This window comes from Streptomyces pallidus (ex Mingjun et al. 2026), from assembly GCF_051550185.1.
Taxonomy (GTDB): Bacteria; Actinomycetota; Actinomycetes; order Streptomycetales; family Streptomycetaceae; genus Streptomyces.
Genome location: NZ_CP196181.1, coordinates 1,529,306 through 1,547,918, shown reverse-complemented (window position 1 = coordinate 1,547,918; position 18,613 = coordinate 1,529,306). Strand labels below are relative to the sequence as shown.

General features: G+C 73.6%; 17 protein-coding genes. 7 read left to right on the top strand and 10 right to left on the bottom strand.

Translation table 11 applies throughout. The features are described 5' to 3' along the window. Window positions 1–24 precede the first annotated feature (24 nt). Window positions 25–2,133 (top strand): MDR family MFS transporter, encoded by a 2,109-nt coding sequence (locus ACSHWO_RS06650; protein ID WP_438310422.1) that lies wholly within the window; start codon window positions 25–27, stop codon window positions 2,131–2,133. Between the two features lie 240 nt (window positions 2,134–2,373). On the opposite strand, the gene ACSHWO_RS06645 is transcribed toward ACSHWO_RS06650, so the two are convergent. Continuing rightward, entirely contained in the window at window positions 2,374–2,958 is a 585-nt protein-coding gene (locus ACSHWO_RS06645) for a nucleotide triphosphate diphosphatase NUDT15 (RefSeq protein WP_438310420.1), read from the bottom strand. Between the two features lie 137 nt (window positions 2,959–3,095). On the opposite strand from ACSHWO_RS06645, the gene ACSHWO_RS06640 reads away from it, so the two are divergent. Both ACSHWO_RS06640 and ACSHWO_RS06635 read left to right on the top strand, forming a co-directional pair. Continuing rightward, the gene (locus ACSHWO_RS06640; protein WP_438310418.1) at window positions 3,096–4,097 is read left to right on the top strand and encodes an NAD(P)/FAD-dependent oxidoreductase; all 1,002 of its coding nucleotides are present in this window, start codon (window positions 3,096–3,098) and stop codon (window positions 4,095–4,097) included. A 122-nt stretch (window positions 4,098–4,219) separates the two neighbouring features. Next, window positions 4,220–5,638, top strand: coding sequence for an NAD(P)/FAD-dependent oxidoreductase (locus ACSHWO_RS06635; RefSeq protein WP_438310416.1), 1,419 nt, complete (start codon window positions 4,220–4,222; stop codon window positions 5,636–5,638). A gap of 22 nt (window positions 5,639–5,660) precedes the next feature. On the opposite strand, the gene ACSHWO_RS06630 is transcribed toward ACSHWO_RS06635, so the two are convergent. After that, window positions 5,661–6,746, bottom strand: a complete 1,086-nt coding sequence (locus ACSHWO_RS06630; protein WP_361092186.1) for an ATP-dependent DNA ligase — start codon at window positions 6,744–6,746, stop codon at window positions 5,661–5,663. A gap of 75 nt (window positions 6,747–6,821) precedes the next feature. Here ACSHWO_RS06630 and ligD point away from each other — a divergent pair, with 75 nt between their 5' ends. Both ligD and ACSHWO_RS06620 read left to right on the top strand, forming a co-directional pair. Continuing rightward, window positions 6,822–7,841, top strand: a complete 1,020-nt coding sequence (ligD, locus tag ACSHWO_RS06625) for a non-homologous end-joining DNA ligase (protein ID WP_361092189.1) — start codon at window positions 6,822–6,824, stop codon at window positions 7,839–7,841. A gap of 275 nt (window positions 7,842–8,116) precedes the next feature. Continuing rightward, entirely contained in the window at window positions 8,117–8,368 is a 252-nt protein-coding gene (locus ACSHWO_RS06620; RefSeq protein ID WP_438318963.1) for a WhiB family transcriptional regulator, read from the top strand. A 54-nt stretch (window positions 8,369–8,422) separates the two neighbouring features. Here the strand turns inward: ACSHWO_RS06620 and ACSHWO_RS06615 are convergent, their stop codons facing one another. The 4 genes from ACSHWO_RS06615 to ACSHWO_RS06600 all read right to left on the bottom strand — a co-directional run bounded on the left by ACSHWO_RS06615 (window position 8,423) and on the right by ACSHWO_RS06600 (window position 12,726). Beyond that, window positions 8,423–9,394 (bottom strand): acyl-ACP desaturase, encoded by a 972-nt coding sequence (locus tag ACSHWO_RS06615; protein WP_385804870.1) that lies wholly within the window; start codon window positions 9,392–9,394, stop codon window positions 8,423–8,425. 337 nt (window positions 9,395–9,731) lie between these two features. After that, window positions 9,732–11,375, bottom strand: a complete 1,644-nt coding sequence (locus ACSHWO_RS06610) for an ABC-F family ATP-binding cassette domain-containing protein (RefSeq protein ID WP_438310413.1) — start codon at window positions 11,373–11,375, stop codon at window positions 9,732–9,734. Window positions 11,376–11,691: 316 nt separating this feature from the next. Next, window positions 11,692–12,108, bottom strand: coding sequence for an SsgA family sporulation/cell division regulator (locus ACSHWO_RS06605; protein ID WP_361092198.1), 417 nt, complete (start codon window positions 12,106–12,108; stop codon window positions 11,692–11,694). A 177-nt stretch (window positions 12,109–12,285) separates the two neighbouring features. Then, complete coding sequence (locus ACSHWO_RS06600) at window positions 12,286–12,726, bottom strand: (4Fe-4S)-binding protein (protein WP_438318960.1); 441 nt, start codon at window positions 12,724–12,726, stop codon at window positions 12,286–12,288. 110 nt (window positions 12,727–12,836) lie between these two features. Between ACSHWO_RS06600 and ACSHWO_RS06595 the strand changes: the two genes are divergently transcribed. Further along, window positions 12,837–13,961 (top strand): WD40/YVTN/BNR-like repeat-containing protein, encoded by a 1,125-nt coding sequence (locus tag ACSHWO_RS06595; protein ID WP_438310411.1) that lies wholly within the window; start codon window positions 12,837–12,839, stop codon window positions 13,959–13,961. On the opposite strand, the gene ACSHWO_RS06590 is transcribed toward ACSHWO_RS06595, so the two are convergent. Both ACSHWO_RS06590 and ACSHWO_RS06585 read right to left on the bottom strand, forming a co-directional pair. After that, complete coding sequence (locus ACSHWO_RS06590) at window positions 13,962–14,219, bottom strand: GNAT family N-acetyltransferase (protein WP_438310409.1); 258 nt, start codon at window positions 14,217–14,219, stop codon at window positions 13,962–13,964. Window positions 14,220–14,405: 186 nt separating this feature from the next. Next, window positions 14,406–14,705, bottom strand: a complete 300-nt coding sequence (locus ACSHWO_RS06585) for a YciI family protein (protein WP_361092207.1) — start codon at window positions 14,703–14,705, stop codon at window positions 14,406–14,408. A 26-nt stretch (window positions 14,706–14,731) separates the two neighbouring features. On the opposite strand from ACSHWO_RS06585, the gene ACSHWO_RS06580 reads away from it, so the two are divergent. Beyond that, a complete protein-coding gene (locus ACSHWO_RS06580; protein WP_438310408.1) occupies window positions 14,732–15,409 on the top strand; it encodes an endonuclease V in 678 nt (225 codons plus the stop codon). A 51-nt stretch (window positions 15,410–15,460) separates the two neighbouring features. Here the strand turns inward: ACSHWO_RS06580 and ACSHWO_RS06575 are convergent, their stop codons facing one another. After that, complete coding sequence (locus ACSHWO_RS06575; RefSeq protein ID WP_438310407.1) at window positions 15,461–16,669, bottom strand: saccharopine dehydrogenase family protein; 1,209 nt, start codon at window positions 16,667–16,669, stop codon at window positions 15,461–15,463. A gap of 190 nt (window positions 16,670–16,859) precedes the next feature. Beyond that, window positions 16,860–18,563: a PKD domain-containing protein gene (locus tag ACSHWO_RS06570; protein ID WP_438310405.1), complete on the bottom strand. Its 1,704-nt coding sequence runs from the start codon at window positions 18,561–18,563 to the stop codon at window positions 16,860–16,862. Between the last annotated feature and the right edge of the window lie 50 nt (window positions 18,564–18,613).

Sequence of the window (18,613 nt, the reverse complement as noted above, 5' to 3'; positions counted from 1 at the left end):
GTCCCCCGTACGGCCCCGTGCCACATGCGGGCGGGCGGGGCCGCTGTGAGAGTGCGAGATGTGACCACTGCCCCCGCCCGCACCACCGGCGACGCGGCGGCGCCCCCCGTGCTCGACCGGCGGCGGCGCAACGTCGTCTTCGGGACCATCATGCTGGGCGTGCTCCTCGCGGCGCTCGACCAGACGATCGTCGGGACCGCCCTGCCCACGATCGTGGCGGACCTCGGCGGCGGCGACCACATGTCGTGGGTGGTGACCTCCTACCTGCTCGCGGAGACCGTCGTCACGGTGCTCGTCGGCAAGTTCGGCGACCTCTTCGGGCGGAAAGTGGTCTTCCAGGTCTCCGCGATCGTCTTCATCACCGGCTCGTTCCTGTGCGGCCTGGCCGGCAACATGACACTGCTCATCGTGTGGCGGGGCGTGCAGGGCGCCGGCGCCGGCGGTCTGATGGTCACCGCCATGGCCCTGATCGCCGACGTGATCCCGTTGCGCGAACGCGGCAAGTACCAGGGCGCCATCGGCGCCGTCTTCGGCGTGGCGACCGTCGTCGGGCCGCTGCTCGGCGGCCTGTTCACCGACCACCTCAGCTGGCGCTGGGCCTTCTACGTCAACGTGCCGATCGCGATCCTCGTCGTGCTCGCGGCGGCCCGCACCATCCCCTCGGTCCGCGCCGCGGGGCGGCCGGTCATCGACTACGCGGGCATCGCCCTGGTCGCGGTCGGCTCCAGCGCCCTGATCCTCGCCACCAGCTGGGGCGGCAACGAGTACCCCTGGAACTCGGCCGTCATCATCGGCCTCTTCGCGGCCGGGGCGATCGCCCTGGCCCTGTTCTGCCTGGCGGAGACGCGGGCGGCCGAACCGATGCTGCCGATGCGGCTCTTCGGCAACCCCGTCTTCACCGTGTGCTCGGTGCTCAGCTTCGTCGTCGGCTTCGCGATGCTCGGCGCGATGACCTTCCTGCCCACGTACCTCCAGTACGTGGACGGCGACTCCGCCACGGTGTCGGGCGTCCGGACGCTGCCGCTGGTCCTCGGCCTGCTGGTGTTCTCCGTCTTCAGCGGCAACGTCACCAGCAGGACCGGCCGCTACCGCGTCTTCCCCATCGTCGGCTGCCTGGCCATGGGCGTCGGCCTGTACCTGCTGTCGCTGATGGGCCCCGGCACCCCCGCCTGGCTGGAATCGCTGTACATGTTCGTCCTGGGTGCCGGGATCGGCCTGAGCATGCAGGTGCTGACCATCGCCGTGCAGAACACCGTGGACTACGCCGACCTCGGCACTGCCACATCCGGTGTCACGTTCTTCCGCACGCTCGGCTGCTCCTTCGGCACCGCGGTCTTCGGGACGATCTACGCCAACGGCCTCGGCCCGAGGCTGGAGGCGGCCGTCGTCGAGGCGGCCCGCGCCACGGGCGGCGACCCGGAGCAGATCGCCGCGGCCGCGGGGAGCCCGAAGGGCGTCCACGGCCTCCCGCCGGAGGCAGCCGTTCCGATCGTGGACGCCTACGCGGACACGCTGCACACCGTCTTCCTGTGGACCGTGCCGGTCGCGGCGGTCGGGCTGGTCGTCGCCCTCTTCCTCAAGGAGGTCCGGCTGCGCGACAGCGCCCGCGCCGCCTCCACCGACATGGGCGAGGGCTTCGCCTCGCCGACCACCGCCTCCGGGGACTCGGCCAAGCTGCTGGAGCTGGCCGTCGGCAAGCTCGTGCGCACCATGGGGCCGGACACCGCCCGGTCCATCGTGGCCGGCTCGGACACCCGGCTGGACATCGCGGGCGCCTGGGCCGTGATGCAGGTCGAGCTGATGACCCGTACGGTCGGCCACGCCAGCCTCGGACTGGTGGCCTCGCGCCGCTCCGTGCCGCCGGAGGTGCTCCTGCCCGTCTTCGACCGGATGGTGGACGAGGGCTACCTCAGCCGCGAGGGACACTTCCTCTCGCTGACCGCGGCGGGGGAGCGGGAGGCCGCGGTCATTTCGAAGGCGTGGGCCGACTGGCTGGGTGACCAGCTGGAGAGGGACCGCGGCCGGCCGAGCGGCACGGAACTGCGGGCCGCGGCGGACGCCATCGCCAAGCGGCTGCTGGCGGAGGACCTCCGCGAGGGCACGTTCGCGCAGCGGGCGCCGGCGGGGGTGTAGGCGGGAACGGGGGACGGACCAGCCGCCCGGTGCGGCCGCCCGGTGCGGCCGCCGGGTCGGCCGGGGGCACGACCGCAGGCCCCTACGCCGCCGCCCTCTCCCGGTGGCTGCGGGGCGGCGGCCCCCGCAGCCGGCAACCCCGAGGAGGAGGTGGCCCTCTTCCTCGACTTCGGTCTCGGAGCGGCTTCCTCTTCCGCAGCCCGGACCACCGGGGGAAGGCCGGTTCCTGGGGGACTGCAGTCAGGGTTGTGGCCGGGCTCCGGGCGCTTCCGGATCCTCCGGCCCCGCGGAGGCCGTCGGGTAGTCGTGCGGCGACACGGGCGGCAGGGCCGGGGCGAGGTCGGGGCGCCAGCTGCGCAGCACGCCCGCGGAGGGCGCGTACAGGGCGTGCGGGATCTCGGCCGGGGCGAACCACTGCCAGCGGACGATCTTGTGCGGCTCGGTGACCTCGGGCGTACCCTCGGCAGAGCCGGTGACGGCCGCCGCGGTCAACCGGGTGACCCCGGATTTCGCATCGATCCGGACCGACAGGATCCGGATGTCTGCGGGGTCCACCCGCAGGCTCGTTTCCTCCGCCAGCTCCCGGGCCGCCGCCTGCTCGAAGCCCTCCCCGGGGTCGACCTTGCCGCCCGGCAGCTCCCAGCGGCCGTCGTGCGCCTGGCCGAGCAGGACCCGGCCCGCGGAATCGGCCACGACGAGCCCGACGCCGACGACGCCGTTGGCACGGGGGACGGCCCGCTCGGGGCGCTCCGCGGTCGGCCCGCTCGGCCCGCTCGGCTCGGGCCGCCCGGGAGGCGTGGGCGGGGTGGGTGGCGTGGATGTCATCCGGTGGTTCCTCGTCCCTCTTCGCACGGCATGGCCGGCCGGCGGATCCGGCGCGCTCCTGCATCATCTTGCCGGTTCGGCAACGGAACGCGCCGCGCCGCGGCCCGCGGCCCCCGCACCACCGGAAGGACGACGCCATGAACACCACCGCGCAGACGGAACGCACCTTCGACGTGATCGTCGTGGGCGGCGGGACGGCCGGCCTGGCCGCAGCGCTGACCCTCGCCCGCGCCCGCCGCTCCGTACTGGTGCTCGACTCCGGCAGCCCCCGCAACGCACCCGCGGCCCATCTGCACGGCTACCTCGGGCGGGACGGGGCTGCCCCGGCCGAGCTGCTGGCCGTGGGGCGGGCGGAGGTGGCGGCGTACGGCGGTGAGATCCGGTCCGGGGCGGCCGGTACGGCCGTCGCCGCGGACCGGGTGCCGGAGGGCGGGTTCCTCGTGCGGTGCGGCGACGGCTCGGCGGTGCGGGCCGGCCGGCTGCTGCTCGCCACCGGGCTGGTGGACGAGCTGCCGCAGCTGCCGGGGCTGCGCGAGCGCTGGGGGCGGGACGTGCTGCACTGCCCGTACTGCCACGGCTGGGAGGTCCGCGACACGCCCGTCGCCGTGCTGGCCACCGGCCCGCTCGCCGTCCACCAGGCGCAGACGTGGCGGAACTGGAGCGACCGGGTCACGCTGCTCGCCCACACCCGTCCGCCCACCGCCGACGAGCGGGAGCTCCTCGCAGCCCTGGGCGTCACGGTGGTGGAGGGCGAGGTGACCGGTCTGACCGTGGCCGGGGACGGGCTGGCCGGGGTGACCCTGGCCGGCGGCGGGTCCGTGGCCTGCCGGGCCCTGGTGGTCGCCCCGCGCTTCACCGCCCGCGCCGGGGTGGCGGCCGGCCTCGGGCTGCCCGTGGTCGCCGTCGAGCGGGACGGCGCGGTGGTCGGCAGCTGCCTGGAGGCGGACCCGGCCACCGGGGCCACCGCCCTGCGCGGCGTGTGGGCGGCCGGGAACCTCACCAACCCGCTGGACCAGCTCGCCGCCGCGGCCGCGGCAGGGGTGCGCGCGGCGGTGGCCCTGAACGCCGACCTCATCGAGGAGGAGACCCGGCGGGCTCTGGAGGCGTACCGTCGCCGGAGCAGCCGCGACCGGACATGACCCCTCGGACTGGTGTGCGGGTTTCGGTCGGGGTCCCTCCGTGCAGGCTCTGTTCGATCCGACGGGCTACGGTCCGCCGGGTCGCGGTTACGGGGTCGGGGTACGGCGATCGGGGGCGCGCAATGGCACACGTGGTGGTCATCGGCGGGGGCGTCGGCGGGCTGGCGACCGCGCTGCTCGCCGCGCGGCACGGACACACCGTCGCGCTCTTCGAACGGGACACCCGCGCCCCCGGTACGGCGATCGACCGGGACTTCTTCGGCTGGCACCGGCCCACGGTCCCGCAGGCCACGCAGCCGCACGTCCTCCTCGGTGCCGCCCGCGCGCTGCTGCGGGACGAACTCCCCGACGTGTACGCGGACATGCTGCGGCTCGGGGCCCGCGAGCGCCACGAGCTCGACTGGTTCGACGTACGGCCGCCCGCGCGGCCCGGGGACGAGGACCTGGTCATGCTCCAGGCCCGGCGCATCGTGCTGGAAAGCGCGCTGGTCACGGCCCTGCGCGGGGAGGCGGGGGCCGTGCTGCGGTACGGGGAGCCGGTGACCGGGCTGATCACGCGGCCGGGTGCGGGCGCGGGCACGGGGGAGGGGGCGGCGGGCCCCGTCCGGGTCACCGGGGTGGCCACGAAGGGCGGGGTGCACGCGGCGGACCTCGTCGTGGACGCGGCCGGCCGGCGCGGCGGGACCGAGCGCTGGCTGGCCGCGGCGGGCTGCCGGCCCCCCGTGGTGGAACGGCACCGCACCGGCCTCGCGTACTTCTGCCGCTGGTACCGGCTGCCCGACGGGATGCGGGAGGGCCCGCGCCGCCCGTGGGCGGTGACCGGAGGGCCCTTCGCCGGCTGCGCCGTGTTCCCGGCCGACAACCGCGTCTTCGCCGTCACCCTGATCGTCCACACCCGGGACGCCACCCGGTCGGCGCTGCGCGACCCCGCCCTCTTCGAGAGCGCGGCCCGCGCCTTCCCGCCCGGAGCGGCCTGGCTGGACCTGGGCGCCGAGCCGCTGTCCGACGTCCTGGCCGCGGCGAGCCTGGACAACCGGTGGAGCGCGCTCGTCGACGAGCACGGGCCGGTGGCGGCCGGGCTGGTGCCGATCGGCGACGCGATCACCCACACCAACCCGACGCTGGCCCAGGGCACCTCGCTGGCCCTGTGGGCCGCGCTCCGGGTGGCGCGTACCGCCGGGCAGGAGCCCGGGTCGGCCCGGTACGCCGCCGAGCACCACGCGTGGGCGGTGCGCACCCTGAAACCGTGGTTCGACTTCCAGGTCGTCGCCGACGCGGCGATCGGGGAGCGGTTCGCGACGCGGGCCGTCCGGGCGGGGGCGGCCCGGGAGACGGCCGCGCTGTTCGACTGCGCCCTGGAGGACCCGGAGGTGATGCGGGCCCGGGCGAGGGTACGGCACCTGGTCGAGCCGCCGGAGCGGGCGTACGCGGATCCGGAGGTCCGGGCCCGGGTGGCGCGCTGGCTGGCGGCGCGGCCCGGTTACGTGCCGAACGCGGTGGGCCCGGACCGGGCGGAGTGGGAGAAGCTGACGTCGGGCTGAGGCCGGCCCCGGCGCTGCGGGATCAGCCGCCCGGGCCCGTCCCGAGGTCCGTGCCGAGCACCTCGGCGAGGTCGTAGCCGACGACCTCCTCCAGCTGGGCGTACGTACAGCCCTCCGGGGTCCGGTCGGGCCGCCAGCGGCGGAACTGGGCGGTGTGCCGGAAGCGGTCGCCCTCCATGTGGTCGTAGGCGACCTCGCAGACGCGCTCGGGGCTCAGCGGCACCCAGGAGAGGTCCTTCCTGCCGGTCCAGCGGCTCTGTGCGCCGGGCAGGCGGGCGCTCTCGTGGGCGGACTCCTCGGCCCAGGCGGCCCAGGGGTGTACGGCGGCGTCCGCCATCCGCAGCGGCGCGAGCTCCTCCACCAGCTCGGCGCGGCGCTTCATGGGGAAGGCGGCGCACACGCCCACGTGCTGGAGCGCACCGTGGCCGTCGTACAGGCCCAGCAGCAGCGATCCGACAATCGGACCGCTCTTGTGGAAACGGAAGCCCGCGACGACGACGTCGGCCGTACGCTCGTGCTTGATCTTGAACATGAGGCGGGCATCGGGCCGGTAGGGCAGATCGAGGGGTTTGGCGATCACGCCGTCGAGCCCGGCGCCCTCGAACCGCTCGAACCACTCCTGCGCGAGCGCGCGGTCGGTGGTCGCGGGCGCGAGATGGACGGGGGGCCGAGCAGTGGACAGGGCAGCGGACAGGGCGGTGCGGCGGTCGGCGAGCGGGGTGTCGAGGAGGGAGCCGTCGCCGAGCGCGAGCAGGTCGAAGGCGACGAAACTGGCGGGGGTCGTCCGGGCGAGGAGGTCGACGCGGGACCGTGCGGGGTGGATCCGCTCGGTCAGCCGGTCGAAGTCGAGCCGCCCGTCATGGACGATCACGATCTCGCCGTCGACCACGCAGCGGTCCGGCAGGTTCTCCTTCAGAGCGGTGACCAGCTCGGGAAAGTACCGGGTCAGGGTCTTGCCGGTGCGGCTGCCGATCTCCAGCTCGCCGCCGTCGCGGTGCACGATGGCGCGGAAGCCGTCCCACTTGGCCTCGTACTGCATACCGGGCGGGATCCGGGACACCGACTTGGCCAGCATCGGCTTCACGGGCGGCATCACGGGCAGATCCATGCCAATGATTCTGCGGTGATATGCACCGGTCCGCCCGGTATGCGCGTCGGGCCGGGCCCGCCTACCGTGGCGCACATGGGTGCATCCGGAAACGCGATCGAGCTGGAGGCGGGCGGACGGACGGTACGGCTGTCCAACCCGGACAAGGTGTACTTCCCGGAGCGGGGCCTGACGAAGCTGGACGTGGCCCGGTACTACCTGGCCGTCGCCGACGGGATCACGCGCGCCCTGCACGACCGGCCCACGACCCTGGAGCGCTACCCGGACGGGGTGGAGGGCGAGTCCTTCTTCCAGAAACGCGCTCCGAAGACCATGCCCGACTGGATCCCGACCGCCCACATCTCCTTCCCCAGCGGGCGCTCGGCCGACGAGATGTGCCCCACCGAGCCCGCCGCCGTCCTGTGGGCCGCCAACCTCGGCTGCCTGACCTTCCACCCCTGGCCGGTGCGCCGGGCCGACACCGACCGGCCCGACGAGCTGCGCATCGACCTGGACCCGCAGCCCGGCACCGACTACCACCACGCGGTGATCGCCGCGCACGAGCTGCGGGACGTCCTGGAGGACCTGGGGCTCCAGGGATGGCCGAAGACCTCGGGAGGCCGCGGCCTGCACGTCTTCGTGCCGATCGCACCGCGCTGGACCTTCACCGAGGTCCGGCGGTGCGCGATCGCCATCGGCCGGGAGCTGGAGACGCGGATGCCGGGCCGGGTCACCACCGCCTGGTGGAAGGAGGAGCGCGGCGAGCGGATCTTCGTCGACTACAACCAGACCGCCCGCGACCGCACGATCGCCTCCGCCTACTCCGTGCGCCCCCGACCACAGGCCCCGGTCTCGGCCCCACTGCGCTGGGACGAGCTCGACTCCGCCGAACCCCGCGACTTCGACATCACCACCATGCCCGCCCGCTTCGCCGAAGTCGGCGACCTGCGCGCGGACATGGACGACCACGCCTTCCCCCTGGACGCCGCGCTGGAACTCGCCGACCGGCACGAACACGACCACGGCCTGGGCGACATGCCGTACCCGCCGGACTACCCGAAGATGCCGGGCGAGCCCAAACGCGTCCAGCCGAGCCGCGCCAAACGCGAGAAGTGACCGCACCGACAGCCTCGGGGCGCTCCCGCCGGAGAAGACCCGGCGCGCGCGGAGTAGGCGACCCACCGTTCGCACAGCCTCGCCGCACCCTGCCGACCCCGCACGGTCGTCCGGTCCGCCGCGGGGCCGCTGGGGGCCGCTGTCAGTGCCGCATGCGATGCTCGACGCGAGGACGGGCGGGACATCCGTGAACGTGTGTTGATCGGTCGTTGATCGGACGTCCATCGGAGGCCGTGAGGATCTTCGGCATGTCGATGAACACCGTCACCACCATCATGTCCGCCACCGCTGAGCCCGCCGCCGCGGCCGCCGCGCCGGCCTGGTACGAGGTCGCCCTGTGCGCCCAGACCGGCCCGGAGTTCTTCTTCCCGGAGCCGGGATCCTCGCTGCGGGAGGCGAAGCGGCTGTGCGCCGCGTGCGAGGGGCGGGCGGCCTGCCTGGAGTACGCCCTCGCCAACGACGAGCGCTTCGGCGTCTGGGGCGGCCTCTCCGAGGCCGAGCGCCACGCCCTCCGCCCGCGCCGCTGACCCCGGCCCGGGCCCGGGGCGGGGGCCGGGACCGGGACCTGCCGGGACCTGGGGTCAGCCCTTGCGGGCGGCCAGACGGGCCGCGCGGGCGGCCAGGCGCTCGTCGAACTTGCGCGCCTCCGAGTCGAGGCCGTTCATGAACAGGCCCAGCTCGTCCTGCGCCTTCTGGCCTTCCGGGCCGAGGCCGTCGATGCTCATGACCTTCAGGAATCGCATGACCGGGCTCAGCACGTCGTCGTGGTGGATCCGCAGGTTGTAGACACCGCCGATCGCCATCTGGGCGGCCATCCGCTCGAAGCCGGGCATGCCGTGTCCGGGCATCCGGAAGTTCACCACGACATCGCGCACGGCCTGCATCGTCAGGTCCGGGGCGATCTCGAAGGCGGCGCCCAGCAGGTTCCGGTAGAAGATCATGTGCAGGTTCTCGTCCTGCGCGATCCGCGCCAGCATCCGGTCGCAGACCGGGTCACCGGACTGGTGACCGGTGTTGCGGTGCGAGATCCGGGTCGCCAGCTCCTGGAAGGCCACGTACGCCACCGAGTGCAGCATCGAGTGCCGGTTGTCGGACTCGAAGCCCTCCGACATGTGCTGCATGCGGAAGTTCTCGAGCTTGTCCGGGTCCACCGCGCGAGACGCCAGCAGGTAGTCGCGCATCACGATGCCGTGGCGGCCCTCCTCGGCGGTCCAGCGGTGCACCCAGGTGCCCCAGGCGCCGTTGCGGCCGAACAGCGTGGCGATCTCGTGGTGGTAGCTGGGGAGGTTGTCCTCGGTCAGCAGGTTCACCACCAGCGCGATCTTGCCGATGTCGGTGACCTTGGACTGCGCCGGGTCCCAGGCCTCGCCGTCCTCGAAGAAGGCGGGGAAGTTCCGGCCGTCGCTCCACGGGACGTACTCGTGGGGCATCCAGTCCTTGGTGACCTTCAGGTGGCGGTTGAGCTCCTTCTCCACCACCTCTTCCAGCGCGTACAGCAGCTTGGCGTCGGTCCACGCCTGAGAGCTGCCGAGGTGGGGAGAGGTGATCGTCACGGGTGCTCCTGGGGACAAAGCGAATTACCTACGGTTCCGTAGCCTACGACGCCGTAGGTTAAGCGGACCGTGAGGGTGAGCCAAGCCCCAGGCGTTCATATGCCCGGTTACGTCCGGTAATCTATGCAGTTGATGAGCGTGTGCGCGGGCGCGCGCGGGGCGAATGTCACGCGCGCAGGTGGTTTCGCGACGCCGCCTTGACGATGACCGGCGACCCGACACCGGAGCCGGGGCCGAAACGGGGTCCGGGCCCCGGTCCGAGAGGCGCCGGGCCCGGACCGGGGGCCGGGACGGCTCGCGACGCGGTGGTCGCGTCGGGTTGCGTCGGTCCGCCGGGTCAGGCGGACCAGAGCGTCTCCCGGACCTCCTCGGCCGTGGTCGGCCGGAGCGTGCCGTCGAGCAGCAGCCAGCGCGTGATCCCGATCGACTCCAGGAACGGCACGTCGTGGCTGGCGACCAGCAGCGCGCCCTCGTACGCGTCCAGCGCACCCGCCAGCTGCCGTACGCTCGCCAGGTCCAGGTTGTTCGTCGGCTCGTCCAGCATCAGCAGCTGCGGGGCCGGCTCCGCCAGCAGCAGCGCCGCCAGCGCCGCCCGGAACCGCTCGCCGCCCGACAGCGTGCCCGCGGGCCGGTCCGCCCGGCCGCCGCGGAACAGGAAGTGCGCGAGCCGCGCCCGGATCAGGTTGTTCGAGGCGTGCGGGGCGAACCGGGCCACGTTCTCCGCCACCGACAGGCCGTCGTCGAGCACGTCCAGCCGCTGCGGCAGGAACCCCACCGGAACGTGCGTCGCCACCTCCCCGGACAGCGGGTCGAGCAGCCCGGCGACCGTACGCAGCAGGGTCGTCTTGCCGGAGCCGTTGCGGCCCACCAGCGCGATCCGCTCCGGACCGCGCACGTCCCACTCCCCCGGCACCCCGGCGCCGTGGGCCAGTCGCACCCCGCTCAGCGTGAGCACCCGGCGCCCCGGCGGGACCTGGGTCGCGGGCAGCACGATCCGGATGTCGGCCTCGTCCCGGACGGCCTCCACCGCCTGGTCCAGGCGCTCCTTCGCCTGCGCCAGCCGCTCGGTGTGCAGGGCGCGGTGCTTGCCCGCGGACTCCTGGGCGGTGCTCTTGTTGCCGTTCGCGATGATCTTTGATGCGCGCTTGGTGTCGTACATCTTCTGCGCGTACTGCCGGCGGCGCGCCAGCTTCATGTGCGCGTCGACCAACTCCCGCTTCTGTCGGACCACATCGGCCTCGGCTGTTCGGACCAACCGCTCGGCCGCCTCCTGCTCCGCGGCGAGCTGCGCCTCGTAGTCCGAGAAGTTCCCGCCGTACCAGTGCACTTCGCCGTCGTGCAGGTCGGCGATCTGGTCGACCCGCTCCAGCAGCTCCCGGTCGTGGCTGGCCAGCAGCATGACCCCGGGCCAGGACTCGACCGCCGCGTACAGCCGGCGACGGGCCCGCAGGTCCAGGTTGTTCGTCGGCTCGTCCAGCAGCAGCACGTCGGGTCGGGCCAGCAGCAGGGCCGCCAGCCGCAGCAGCACGCTCTCGCCGCCCGAGAGCTCACCGACCGTGCGGTCGAGGCCGATCCGGGCGAGACCGAGCTGGTCCAGGGTGGCCAGGGCGCGCTCCTCGACGTCCCAGTCGTCGCCGACGGCGGCGAAGTTCTCCTCGGTCGCCTCGCCCGCCTCGATGGCGTGCAGCGCGGCGCGGGCGGCCCGGATGCCGAGCGCCTCGTCGATGCGCAGGGAGGTGTCGAGGGTGACGTCCTGCGGGAGGTGGCCCAGGGTGCCGGCGACGGTCGACTTGCCGTCGGTCGGGGCCAGTTCACCCGCGACGAGTTTCAGCAGGGTGGACTTCCCGCTGCCGTTGCGCCCGATCAGGCCGGTGCGGCCGGGGCCGACGGCCAGTTGGAGCCCGTCGAAGACGGTGGTGCCGTCGGGCCATTCGAAGGACAGGTTGGAGCAGGTGATGAAAGCAGCGGACGTCGTACTCATGGAGGCCTCCAGGTTGCGTGGATGGTGTCTGCAACGGGGGAGACGGCCGAGGACGGACCCGGTGGCGAGGTCCCGCGGGGTGACGCGTGTGGCATGCGCTGCACGGCGGCACGGGCACTGTTGTCGCCCAGGGGCGGCGTGCGGCGTGCGGTGGCGGGATCGGCTGTAGGACCGGGGTGTTGGTGTCGGTGTCGATCGGCGTCTCGGCCTCAGAAGTCCAACGTACTGGCTCCGTTCGAAGAGGAGGGGCGACGACGAAGCTACGGGCGGCCGGGGCCGCCCGCAAACGATTTACGTGCTGCCCGGGGCGCCGGGCTCAGTGCGGGCCTCGCATGAGCTCGGCCAGGCCGTGGTCCACGTCGAGGTACAGGTGCTCCAGGCCCGGCGGAACGATCTCGGCCGCACGGTCCAGGAAGCGGTGCAGCTCGGCCGTGGCCATCAGTACGATCGCGACGCCCTCGGGTGCGTGGAACTCGATCGTCGTCCGCTCGGCGTCGTACGGCCGCACCCGCACGTCGCCGTACCCGGTCGGGCGGTCCACGCCCGACTCGAGGAGCTCCCGCCCGAACGTCCACGAAACCTCGACGCCCTCCAGCGTGGCCGGAGCGGGGAAGGCCATCCTCACGGCGAACGGATCCGCGCGGTCGTAGCAGAGAGTGACGGGTACGGTCTCGACCTTTGGCGCGGTGGCCACCAGACGTGCCTGCACAGCCTGCTCGATAACAGTGATCAAGGCTCGCTCCCTTGCGGCGGAATTCCTGCCGGGCGTGGGTGGGGCCCGGCATCCGGATAGACGCCGCAATCGGCAAATCCGTGCACGGCAGATGACGTGAGCTGTGTCACCGCTTGGCTGGATCGCATCCGTTCGATCGCACAGAGTGACGGTGGCGGGGTTGTGTCCGAAGGGTCGTCACTCCTTGCCACATGATCCGGAGTGGTCACAGAAAGGCTGGTTCCCGCTCACTCCACAGGCGCAGAGCATCGCCCTGGTTTCGGTGTGAACGATTCCGTCCGGGGTCGTCACGCGCAGTTCGCCACGGAGCACCACCTGCCCCGCCGGCGTTCGTGCGACCGTCGTCGGCCGGTCCGGCTCCTCGGGCGGCCCGTCGGCGAGCCGGTACTGGAGCGCGCCCGACGGGCAGCGCCGGATCACCTCGGCGACCCGATCCGGATCGGCGCCGTCCGGCTGCACCCAGGGGCGCTGCCCGCTGTCGAACACCTCGGGCAGGCCGCGTACGCACTCCGCGGCGTGCAGGCACCGTCCGGTCTCGTAGGTGACGGTGATCTGCCTGCCCGGATAGGCCTTGGGGCGGCTGGGCTCCTTGGGGCGGCTGGGCTGGTTGGGCTCCATGCGCTGCGTTGGCTGCTCAGGCTGCTTGGAGGACATGCCCTCACGGTAGGAACGCGGGGGCGGGGACGCACCCTGGACGGCGAATCCGGGGTGCATTAGCTTCCGGCGCCATGAGACTTCTGGGAGTTGGCATGCTCGCGGCGGCTTTGATGCTGGGGCCCGCGGTGGCACCGGCACGGGCGCACAGTGGCGAGGCGCGGGAGGGTGGCGGGGCACCGGATGCCTCTGGGGCCGGGGAGTTACGCGAGCTGAGTGGTGTGGGCTGGGCGCTGAAGGAGACCGGCAAGGACGCCCGGTTCCGCGGACTGGCCGCCGTCAGCCGCACCACGGCCTGGGTGGCCGGCTCCAAGGGCACCGTGCTGCGCACCGTCGACGGCGGACGGAACTGGCAGGACGTCTCGCCGCGGGCCGCCGAGGCCGATGCCCTGGAGCTGCGCGACATCGAAGCCTTCGACGCGCGGCGCGCCGTCGCCCTTTCGATCGGGGAGGGGGAGACCTCGCGGGTGCTGCGCACCGAGGACGGCGGCAGGACATGGACGGAGGCCTTCCGGAACACCGACCCGCGTGCCTTCTACGACTGCCTCACCTTCTTCGACTCCCGGCACGGCCTGGCGGTCAGCGACCCGGTGGACGGCAGGTTCCGCGTGCTGTCGACGGACGACGGCGGCCGGAGCTGGTCGGTGCTGCCGGACGCGGGCATGCCGGAGGCCCTGCCGGGCGAGGCCGGCTTCGCGGCGAGCGGGCAGTGCCTCGTGAGTTCCGGGCCCCGGGACGTGTGGCTGGCCACGGGTGGCGGCACCGTCGCCCGGATCCTCCACTCGGCGGACCGCGGCCGCACCTGGCGGGCCGCCGAGTCGGGCATCCCGGCGGGCGACCCGGCCAGGGGGGTCTTCGCCCTGGCCTTCCGGGACCGTACGACGGGGCTCGCCGTCGGCGGGGACTACCGCACCGGCCAGCCGTCCCCGCTCGCCGCCGCCGTCTCGGCGGACGCGGGCCGCAACTGGAGTCCGTCCGCGACCCCGCCGCCCGCCTACCGGTCGGGCGCGGCCTGGCTCCCGCACACGCGCGGCGCGGCCCTCGCAGTGGGGCCGACCGGCACGGACGTGACGGGGGACGGGGGCCGTACCTGGCGGGCGCTGGAGCCGGGCTCGTTCGACACCGTCGACTGCGCGCCCGACGGCAGCTGCTGGGCGGCGGGGGAGAAGGGGCGAGTGGGGCGGCTGGAACGCCGCTGATCAGGCGGTTGGGTGCGTGAACAGGCCCATGCCGCCGAAGTGGCCGGGCAGGAACCCCGCCGCCTTGTAGACGGGGTCGCCGGCGGCACTGGCGTGCAGCTGGACGTAGTGGATCCCGATGCCGTTCGGCCATGCGACGAGCCCGTCGACGATCCGGCGGGCATGGCCCTGCCCGCGGAAGGCGTCGTCGGTGACGATGCCGTCGAGGTATCCGCGGCGGCCGTCGGTGTACCGGGGCCTGGGCAGGTGGTACGTCACCCAGGCCATCCCGGTGGGCACGAGGGGCTAGCCGGGGGCTCCGCCGACGACCGGACAGCGCACGTCGGACCGGTCGCCGATCCCGCGGTGCGTGCCTCCCGCACAGGGGGCGCCGCCCGTGTCGTCCCCGTCCCACTCGCCCGTCGCCGCCCGGGACGCCTTCGTCCTGCCCCCGGCCCGGCCGCCCTACGTCGCCAGGTGTTCGCGGACCGGGGTCAGGTCCGCCGACGTCTTCGTGGCGATGAACTCCGTGATGCGGTACTCGCAGACGCCGGCCACCGTGAACGGGTCCTCCTCCGCGATGCGTTCGACCTCGGCGCGGGAGACTCCCGCCGCCAGGATGATGCCGCCGTCCCGCGGGACCTTGCGGCCCGAGGCGAGGAAGACGCCCGAGGCGTAGTAGCGGTCGAGCCAGGCGATGTGGGCGTCCAGCTCCTCTTCGACGGCTTCGATGGGCGCTGTGTACGTGAGCTCCATGACGAACATGATCGTCAGGTTACTCTCGCACCATCATGACGAGTGTGAAGACCCCCGCCGACGAGGCCGAGGCCCGGGCGATACAAGATGAACTGCGCAATCTGGTCGTGCTCGACGAGCCCGGTCCGCTCCCCGGCCGAGGGCTCGTCGCCGGCGTCGACGTCGCGTACGACGACGAGCAGGACCTGGTCGCCGCCGCGGCCGTGGTCCTCGACGCCGCCACCCTGGAGGTCGTCGAGGAGCGGACGGCGGTGGGGCACGTGAGCTTCCCGTACGTCCCCGGACTGCTCGCCTTCCGGGAGCTGCCCACCGTCCTGGCCGCCCTCGACGCCCTGACCGCCGCCCCGGACCTCGTCGTGTGCGACGGCTACGGCCTCGCCCACCCCCGCGGCTTCGGTCTGGCCTGCCACCTCGGGGTGGTCACCGGGCTGCCGAGCATGGGGGTGGCGAAGAACCCGTTCACCTTCACCTACGAGGAGCCCGGCGCCCGGCGCGGGGACGCCGCCGCGTTGCTCGCCTCCGGCGGTGCCGTCGTCGGGCGCGCCCTGCGCACCCAGGACGGGATCAAGCCGGTGTACGTGTCCGTCGGCCACCGGATCTCGCTCGACAACGCCTGTGCCCACGCCCTCGCGCTGAGCCCCCGGTTCCGGATCCCGGAGACCACACGGCACGCCGACTCCCTGTGCCGCCGGGCCCTGCGCGAAGCCTCCTGACCCCGGAGCCGCCCTCCTGACCGCGGAGCCGCCCGAGCCCCGCCGCCGGGTTCAGTTCACCGATGCCACACGGAACCGGATCCCCGTCTTCTGCAGCCGTTCCAGCAGGGCGTCGCCCATCGCCACCGCCGTGGTGAGCTGGCCCGCGCGCTGCGGCAGGGCGTCGTACGCGAGGCACAGCGCCGATTCGGCCAGCATCTTGGCGGTCTCGCCGTAGCCCGGGTCGCCGCCCGACACCTCGGTGAACACCCGGCGGCCGCCGCCCTCGCCGACGAAGCGGAGGGTGAACCAGCTGCGGGCCCGTCGCTCGGCGTCGGGGCCCCGGCCCGGCTCCCAGCGGCCCATCAGCCAGCGGCGGGCCGGCGGCAGCTGGGCCAGGGCCGCGGTCGCGCCGACCGCCACGGTGGCGCCGACGGCGACGGGGAGGTGTTTGACCGAGGCGTAGTGCCGGTAGCGGAAGTCCGGCCCGTACCGCTCCAGCGCGGCCGCCGACCGGCTCACGACCTGCGGGTCCAGGGAGGGCAGCGGCATCGCCCAGGTGCCGGTCTCCCGGCTGAACCGCGGTGCGCCCAGCGGCCCCCGGACGCGCCGCCCGGGCAGCCGGGGTTCGTGCAGCCGGCGGGCGCGGGCCGCGGCAAGGGCCTGGGGGCCGCGGCCCATCGCGGTGAGGGCGGAGGCCAGGGTGCCGCCGGAGAAGAAGGCGTTGGACCGCACGAACCCGTCGACCCGCAGTGCTGCGTCCTGCGGAAGCCGCTGCACCGTGAAGTAGGTGCCGAGGTCGGCCGGGATGCAGTCGAAGCCGCAGGCGTGCACCAGGCGCGCCCCGGTCTCCCGGGCGCGGGCGTCGTGCTCGACGTACATGCGGTCCACGAACTCCGGCTCGCCGGTGAGGTCCACGTAGTCGGTGCCCTCCTCGGCGCACGCGGCGACCAGCTCCTTGCCGTACAGGACGTACGGTCCGACGGTCGTGGCGAGGACGCGGGTGGAGGCCGCGAGCTCGCGCACGGCCGCCGGGTCGGCGGCGTCCGCCCGCAGCAGCGGCACGTCGGCGCAGCCGGGGTGCTGGGCGGCGAGCCGTTCGCGCAGTCGTTCCAGCTTGCCGGGGTCGCGGCCCGCGAGGGCCCACCGGCAGCCGGCGGGGGCGTGCCGGGCGAGGTACTCGGCGGTGAGCGACCCGACGAACCCGGTCGCGCCGAAGAGCACGATGTCGTGGGCCCGGTGCCCGCGCCCCTGTCCGCTCCGCCCAACCTCTTCGTCCATCACGGCTCCTCCCGGCTCGTATCGGTGGCCGAGGCTAGCGTGCGGCGCGTGTACGACGGCCAGCGCCCCGCCAGTGGCCCGGAGGCCGCCGACGGGGCGCTGCGCCACACGTGCGCGGAGGCGGACCGACCGCACGCGCGGGATCGACCGCACATGACGGATCGACCGCCGGGGTCAACCGGCCACGGGGTCAGTTGTCCTGGTACAGGCCGAACACGTCGACGATGAGGTCGACGTTGCCGTCGCTCTGGTTCCAGAAGTCGACGATGCCGTTGGCGCCGGTGCTGGCCTGGACGAGGTTCGGGACCGTCTTGCCCACCGTCCAGTTGAGGGTGGAGGAGGTGGGGGCGGCCGGCCAGGTGGCCGTGTCGTCGATGTACGCGTCGATGGTGTTGGGGTCCGGGGAGACGGCGAGGTAGCCGTTGTCCTTGGTGTTGGTCACCGTGGAGTTCAGCACGAAGCCGGTGATGCCGGGCTCGCCCGCCGCGAGCGGCAGGTAGACGTAGCCGCGGCCGCCGAGCGGGCCCTCGCCCCAGGTGGCGTTGTCGCGGGTGTCGAGCAGGCGCTCCGGCTGGAACGGCAGGTAGGCGCCGGCGCTGGCGGGGCTGTAGTAGCCGACGACGTCGACGATGACGTCGGCCGGGTTCCAGCCGCCGTTGCGGACGACGATCCTGCCGTCGGGGCCGACGGGGACGATGACCGAGTTGGCGATGGTCTGGCCGGCGGTGAAGTTCACGTTGGAGGCGGTCGGGGCGGACTGGCCGCTCGGGTAGACCGTCAGGTGGCCGTCGCTCTTGGGGTTGGTGACGGTGACGTTGAGGGCGACTGCCTTCACGCCGGAGGCCGGGACCTTGCCCTGGCCGGCGATCTGGACGCTGAAGGAGCCGTATCCGGCGACCTGGCCCTTCGCGGTGCCGGTGCCGTTGCGGGTGTCGACGAAACGTTCCGGCGCGAGGGGGGTGTAGCCGCTGGACGCGGACTGGGTGAAGTAGCCGGTGACGTCGGCGATGAGGTCGACCGACTCCCAGCCGCCGTTGTACAGGTTGACGTAGCCGTTCGCGCCGACCGGGACGATGACCAGGTTGGGGACGGTCTGGCCGGGGGCGAAGTTCACGTTGGACGTCGTGGGGCGGTCGTCGCCGTCGGCGAAGGCGGTGACGTGGCCGCCGCTGGTGGTGTTGGTGACGGTGACGTTGAGGACCACCGCGGTCACGCCCGCCGGGATGCCGCCGTTGCCGGCGATCTTCACCTTGGCGGAGGTGTACGGGGCGACCTTCGTCTTCGCGGCGCCCGTGCCGTTGCGGGTGTCGAGCAGGCGGGTCGGGCCGTACGGGGTGTAGTCGGAGCCCTCGGTGGTGACCTGGACCTCGTTGGTGACCGCGGTGGCCGTGGCGGAGTCCGTCACGGTGACCTTGACGGTGTACGTGCCGAGCTCCGCGTAGGTGTGCTCGCTGGCCACGGGCTGGCCGCTGCCGTCGTAGGCGGCGTTGGTGGTGGCGCCGTCGCCCCAGGCGACGGTGACGGAGGCGCTGGTGGCGAGGTTCTGGACCCAGGTGTCGAGGGCGAGGCCGTGGGCGCTCGTGGTGTACGCGTCGACGCCCACCTGGAAGTCGGCCGCGCCGGTCTCGGCCGTCATCGCGCCGGCGCCCGGGGCGGTCGGCTGCGGGGCGGAGAGCCCGGTCCTGGCCGTCGGCGCGGTCTCCCGGGTGGACTCGGCGGCGGGGCTGCTGAACCTGGTCTTCTCCACGGCGTCGGCCGGGACCAGGTCGGGCGTGGTGAGGCCCTTGGCGCCGCCGTCGGTGGCCGGGCCGGTGGCCTGGGCGGCGGTGCCGGGAAGGAACGAGATGCCCGCTGCGAGGACGGCGGCGGACGCTGCGAGTCGGCGGTAGGACACCGAGGCCCCCAATGATCAGGTAGCCCTCTGTCAGGGCTGGAAACCCGCTC

Excerpts from the sequence above, each read along its gene's own strand:
- ACSHWO_RS06650 (WP_438310422.1), top strand. The coding sequence starts at position 25 with ATGCGGGCGGGCGGGGCCGCTGTGAGAGTGCGAGATGTGACCACTGCC.
- ACSHWO_RS06645 (WP_438310420.1), bottom strand. The coding sequence starts at position 2,958 with ATGACATCCACGCCACCCACCCCGCCCACGCCTCCCGGGCGGCCCGAG.
- ACSHWO_RS06640 (WP_438310418.1), top strand. The coding sequence starts at position 3,096 with ATGAACACCACCGCGCAGACGGAACGCACCTTCGACGTGATCGTCGTG.
- ACSHWO_RS06635 (WP_438310416.1), top strand. The coding sequence starts at position 4,220 with ATGGCACACGTGGTGGTCATCGGCGGGGGCGTCGGCGGGCTGGCGACC.
- ACSHWO_RS06630 (WP_361092186.1), bottom strand. The coding sequence starts at position 6,746 with ATGGATCTGCCCGTGATGCCGCCCGTGAAGCCGATGCTGGCCAAGTCG.
- ligD (WP_361092189.1), top strand. The coding sequence starts at position 6,822 with ATGGGTGCATCCGGAAACGCGATCGAGCTGGAGGCGGGCGGACGGACG.
- ACSHWO_RS06620 (WP_438318963.1), top strand. The coding sequence starts at position 8,117 with ATGTCCGCCACCGCTGAGCCCGCCGCCGCGGCCGCCGCGCCGGCCTGG.
- ACSHWO_RS06610 (WP_438310413.1), bottom strand. The coding sequence starts at position 11,375 with ATGAGTACGACGTCCGCTGCTTTCATCACCTGCTCCAACCTGTCCTTC.
- ACSHWO_RS06600 (WP_438318960.1), bottom strand. The coding sequence starts at position 12,726 with ATGGAGCCCAACCAGCCCAGCCGCCCCAAGGAGCCCAGCCGCCCCAAG.
- ACSHWO_RS06595 (WP_438310411.1), top strand. The coding sequence starts at position 12,837 with ATGAGACTTCTGGGAGTTGGCATGCTCGCGGCGGCTTTGATGCTGGGG.
- ACSHWO_RS06585 (WP_361092207.1), bottom strand. The coding sequence starts at position 14,705 with ATGTTCGTCATGGAGCTCACGTACACAGCGCCCATCGAAGCCGTCGAA.
- ACSHWO_RS06580 (WP_438310408.1), top strand. The coding sequence starts at position 14,732 with ATGACGAGTGTGAAGACCCCCGCCGACGAGGCCGAGGCCCGGGCGATA.
- ACSHWO_RS06575 (WP_438310407.1), bottom strand. The coding sequence starts at position 16,669 with ATGGACGAAGAGGTTGGGCGGAGCGGACAGGGGCGCGGGCACCGGGCC.